The sequence below is a fragment of the Streptomyces sp. 8P21H-1 genome (genome assembly GCF_013302945.1).
The window spans coordinates 1-4,941 of the sequence record NZ_JABTYA010000091.1 but is presented as its reverse complement, the minus strand read 5'-3'; the positions used below and the strand labels follow the sequence as shown (position 1 = coordinate 4,941).

5 protein-coding genes are annotated in these 4,941 nt (G+C 73.3%); 3 read left to right on the top strand and 2 right to left on the bottom strand.

What is annotated here, in order from left to right; translation table 11 throughout:
- Positions 1-38 precede the first annotated feature (38 nt).
- Entirely contained in the window at positions 39-2,168 is a 2,130-nt protein-coding gene (locus HO151_RS01855; protein ID WP_173894389.1) for an MDR family MFS transporter, read from the top strand.
- A gap of 117 nt (positions 2,169-2,285) precedes the next feature.
- On the opposite strand, the gene HO151_RS01850 is transcribed toward HO151_RS01855, so the two are convergent.
- Positions 2,286-3,065, bottom strand: a complete 780-nt coding sequence (locus tag HO151_RS01850) for a sulfite exporter TauE/SafE family protein (RefSeq protein WP_173894388.1) — start codon at positions 3,063-3,065, stop codon at positions 2,286-2,288.
- 238 nt (positions 3,066-3,303) lie between these two features.
- Between HO151_RS01850 and HO151_RS01845 the strand changes: the two genes are divergently transcribed.
- Both HO151_RS01845 and HO151_RS01840 read left to right on the top strand, forming a co-directional pair.
- Complete coding sequence (locus HO151_RS01845; protein ID WP_173894387.1) at positions 3,304-3,672, top strand: DUF3140 domain-containing protein; 369 nt, start codon at positions 3,304-3,306, stop codon at positions 3,670-3,672.
- Entirely contained in the window at positions 3,669-4,325 is a 657-nt protein-coding gene (locus HO151_RS01840) for an endonuclease (RefSeq protein WP_173894386.1), read from the top strand. Before HO151_RS01845 ends, HO151_RS01840 begins: the two co-directional genes overlap by 4 nt.
- Positions 4,326-4,406: 81 nt before the next feature.
- On the opposite strand, the gene HO151_RS01835 is transcribed toward HO151_RS01840, so the two are convergent.
- The coding region (locus HO151_RS01835) for an amidohydrolase family protein (RefSeq protein ID WP_173894385.1) at positions 4,407-4,941 on the bottom strand (535 nt) is incomplete at its 5' end.

Below are 4,941 nucleotides of genomic sequence, written 5' to 3'. Positions count from 1 at the left end.
CTGCGGCGGCCCGCGCCCCTCGTGCGGACGGACCCCGCATGCGCGCCCCGTCCGCCGGTGTGAAGCTGGCCGGTGTGACGACCACCGACACCGCCGGGCCGCCCGCCGCGGAGGCACCCGCCCCGCAGCCCCCCGTGCTGGACAGGCGCCGCCGCAACGTCGTCTTCGTGACGATCATGCTCGGCATGCTGCTGGCCGCGCTGGACCAGACGATCGTGGGCACCGCGCTGCCGACGATCGTGTCGGACCTGGGCGGCGCGGAGCACATGTCGTGGGTGGTCACCAGCTATCTGCTGGCGGAGACCGTCGCCACGGTGCTGGTGGGCAGGTTCGGCGACCTGTTCGGCCGCAAGGTGGTCTTCCAGGTGTCGGCGGTCGTCTTCATCACCGGCTCGTTCCTGTGCGGCCTGGCCTCGAACATGCTGCTGCTGATCGCCTGGCGGGCCGTGCAGGGCATCGGCGCGGGCGGTCTGATGGTCACCGCGATGGCCCTGATCGCCGACGTCATCCCGCTGCGGGAACGCGGTAAGTACCAGGGCGCGATCGGCGCGGTGTTCGGCGTCGCCACCGTGATCGGCCCCCTGCTCGGCGGCCTCTTCACCGACCACCTCACCTGGCGCTGGGCGTTCTACGTCAACGTGCCCATCGCGATCCTCGTCGTGGTGGCCGCGGCCCGCACGATCCCGGTGGTGAAGTCGGCGTCCCGGCCCGTCGTCGACTACCTCGGCATCGCCTTCGTCGCGATCGGCGCCGGCGCGCTGATCCTGGCGACGAGCTGGGGCGGCAACGAGTACGCCTGGGGCTCGCCCGTCATCATCGGGCTCTTCGCCGGTGGTGTGCTGGCACTGGCGGCGTTCTGCCTGGTCGAGACCCGTGCGGCCGAGCCCATGCTGCCGATGCGCCTGTTCGGCAACCCCGTCTTCACGGTGTGCTCGATCCTCAGCTTCATCGTGGGCTTCGCGATGCTCGGCGCGCTGACGTTCCTGCCGACGTACCTGCAGTACGTGGACGGCGACTCGGCCACCGTCTCCGGCGTACGCACCCTGCCCATGGTCGCCGGTCTGCTCATCGCCTCCGTGTTCAGCGGCAGCGTGGTCAGCAGGACCGGGCACTACCGGATCTTCCCCGTCGTCGGGTCGCTGGTGATGGGCGTCGGTCTCTACCTGCTCTCCCTGATGGGCAGCGGGACCAGCGCCTGGCTCGCCTCCCTCTACATGTTCGTGCTCGGCGCCGGGATCGGGCTGTGCATGCAGGTCCTCATCATCGCCGTGCAGAACACCGTCGAGTACTCCGACCTGGGCACCGCGACGTCCGGCGTCACCTTCTTCCGTACGCTGGGCAGCTCCTTCGGCACCGCGGTCTTCGGGACGATCTACGCCAACACGCTGACGCCGAACCTGCGGGGCGGGGTCGCCGAGGCGGTCCGGGGCGGCGGCACCGACCCCGCGGCCGTCGGCAGGGCCGCGACCAGTCCGGAAGGGCTGCACGACCTGCCGCCGGCGACCGCCGCGCCCCTCGTGCGGGCGTACGCGGAGACGCTCCAGACCGTCTTCCTGTGGACCGTGCCCGTGGCGCTGCTGGGTTTCCTGGTCGCCCTGTTCCTCAAGCAGGTGCAGCTGCGCGACAGCGCGCGGATGGGGTCCACCGACCTGGGCGAGGGGTTCGCGACCCCCTCGGCGGGCGGCAGCCGGCAGCGGCTGGAGACCTCGGTCGGGAAGATCATCGGTGGTACGCGGACCGACACCATGCGGCGGATCGTCCTCGGGGCGGACACCCGGCTGGACATCGCGGGGGCCTGGGCGGTGATGCAGGTCGAGCTGTTCACCCGGATGGTGGGTCACGCGAGCCTCACGCTGATCGCCGCCCGCCGCCGCCTGCCCCCGGAGGTCCTGGTACCGGTCTTCCAGCGCATGGTCGAGGAGGGCTACCTCACCCGTGAGGGCCCCCTCTTCTCCCACACGGACGCCGGGGCGCGCGAGGCCCGGGTCATCGGCGACGCGTGGGCCCGCTGGCTGGCGGACCGGGTCGAACAGGACCTCGGCCGTCCCTCGGGGGCGGAGCTGCGCGTGGCCGTGGACAGCATCGCCAAACGGCTGCTGGTGGAGGACCTCGACCGGGACGTCCCGGCGCAGCCGGGGCAGCAGGTCCTGGCCGGGGCCGGGCGGTGACCCCGGGCTCGCGCCCCGGCTCCGGCGTCGGGCGACGTGATGAAGCTGCGGGCGCGTCGGGGCCGGGCGCGCAGTTCCCCGCGCCCCTCACGGGGCGCCCTCCAGCGGGCGCTCCGTTCAGCGCAGGAGCAGCTGGATTCCGCCCAGTACCGTCGCCGCGATCACCAGGCGCTCGAACAGGCGCTGGTCGATCCGGTCGACCGCCCACTTCCCGAGGAGCGCGCCGGGCAGGACGAAGGCCACCAGGGCCGCGTCCAGCAGCAGGGAGCGGCCGTCGATCAGACCGAGGCCGACGCTGAAGGGGACCTTGGAGACGTTGACGATCAGGAAGAAGAAGGCGGAGGTGCCGAGGAAGCCGAGCTTGCGGAAGCCCGCGGAGAGGAGATACATCGACATCACCGGGCCGCCCGCGTTGGCGACCATCGTGGTGAAGCCGCCGAGTACCCCGTAGGAGCGGGCCTTGAGCCGGCCGGCCCGCGTGGTCACCGGGTCCGGTCCCCCGTCCGCCTCCGCGTCCGCCCCGCGCCGCCGCCACACGGTGACGCCGGCCATCAGCAGCAGGATCACACCGATCGACGTCCGCACCGTCCCGTCGCCGGCCCCCCTCAGGAACACCGTGCCGAGGACCACTCCGGCGGCGACCGCCGGGAACAGCTTCCACAGCGTCGGCCAGTGCGCGTGCCGCCGGTAGGTGAGCACGGCGAGCACGTCCCCGGCGATCAGGACGGGCAGCAGCACCCCCGTGGACGCCTTGGCCGGCAGGACCGCCGCGAAGATCGCGAGACTGACCGTGTTGGCCCCGCTCACGGCGGTCTTGGAGAAGCCGACCAGCAGGGCGGCGGCGGCGAGGGCGGCGAACTCCCAGGGGGCTATGTGCCAGAGCGTCATCGTGTCCATGCGGGGACCGATGTTATGCCGCCCGTCCGGCCCTGTCAGGGGCGTCTCGCCAGGTGAGCCCTGCCACCACCGCCGATTCCGCGCTCCGGACCGCCCTCCGGACCACCCTCCGGGCGGGGTCTCGCAGGGGTGTTTTCGCCGATCCGCCGGGGGCACTCGGACGGGCGCGGACCGACGGACGGACGAAGACCGACAAAGACTGACGAAAACTGACGAATACGAACGAAAGGGATACCCGATGGCCGACGCCCTCGAACTCGACGCGCTGTGGGACGAGTTCCATCGCGTGGTGAACATGACCTCGCAGGAACTGGAGGCCTGGCTGCGGGTGAACGAGGCGTCGCAGGAGTCGGTCCCGCCGCCCGAGCATGAGGGCTCGCCCACCGGTGAGCTCGTGCTGGCCATCCTGCAGAAGCGCCGCGCCGATCTCACCGAGGACGACCTCGACGTGATGTACGAGGTCGTGGACACCGTCACGGCCGAGACGGACCGCGGGAACGCGCCGGAGCACGGGGCCGGGTCCGAGGCCGAGGCAGAGGCCGAGGAGGCCCGTCGCCGCAAGCGGCTGATGACGCTGGGCCACGACCCCACCAGGCCGCCGGCGTGAGCGGCGGGGCGCGGGAGGTCCTCGCGGTCCTGGTCGCCGGACACGGCCGTACGTTCGCCGAGGAGGCGGGCATCCGGCTGCGGAACACACCGCAGCCGCTGTACCGCACCCTGGTCATGGCCTGTCTGCTCAGTGCCCGCATCCGGGGGTCCGTGGCCCTCGCCACCACCCGCGCCCTGTACGACGCGGGGCTGCGCGATCCCCGCCGGACGGCCGGGGCGACGTGGCAGGAGCGGGTCGACGCGCTGGGCCGGGGCGGCTACCGGCGCTACGACGAGCGCACGGCGACCCAGCTCGGGGACGGCGCCCGGCTGCTGCTGGACCGGTGGGGAGGCGATCCGCGCCGGATGCGCGGGGCGGCGGACGGTGACCTGGACGAACTGCGGCGTCTGCTGCGCGAGATGCCGGGGCTCGGCCCCGCGGGTGTGGACATCTTCCTGCGGGAGGTGCAGCGGGTCTGGCCCGAGGTGGCGCCCCACCTCGACGCGAAGGCACTGCGGGGCGCGGCCCGGCTCGGCCTGCCCGGGGAGCCGGAGCGGCTGCTGGAGCTCGCCGGGGACACGGAACCCGCCGTCCTGGCGGCGGCGCTGGTACGGGCGGCGCTCGACAAGTCCGTCGTGGAGGACTGCCTGCGCCGCGCGCGGGGGACATGACGGCCGCGGGAGGCGCGCTCCCACGGCCCGGACAGGTCCAGAGCCGGGGCCGGGGCCGGGGCCGGGCGGAGCCTGTGACGCTCACAGGGCGGACCCCCCGGTCTCCAGGCCGTCGACGAAGGTCGCCACCACGTCGATGTCGCCGATGCGCGAGACCTCGACGCGGTGCGGGTCGTCGCCCAGGACGACCAGGTCCGCGCGCTTGCCCGGTGTGAGGCTGCCCGCGCTGTCCTCCCAGTGGCAGGCGAAGGCGCCGGCCACCGTGTAGGCACGCAGGGCCTCCTCGACGGTGATGCCCTCGTCCGGGCCGATGACCCGGCCCGACGCGGAGGCCCGTTCGACCATGAACTGGACGGCCCTGAGCGGCGAACCGTCCGCGACGGGCCGGTCGGAGCTGCCGACCAGCGTGACGCCGTGGTCGAGGAACCCCCTGCCCCGGTACAGCCAGGGCGCCCGCTCCTCCCCCATGACCGCGGCGTAGTCGTCGCCGAAGTACCGCAGGAAGTTCGGCTGGACCACGGCCGTCACGCCCAGGGCGGCGAAGCGGCCGAGCTGGTCGGGCCGGACCAGGCCCGCGTGCTCGACGCGGTGCCGGGCGTCCGGCCGCGGGCGCAGG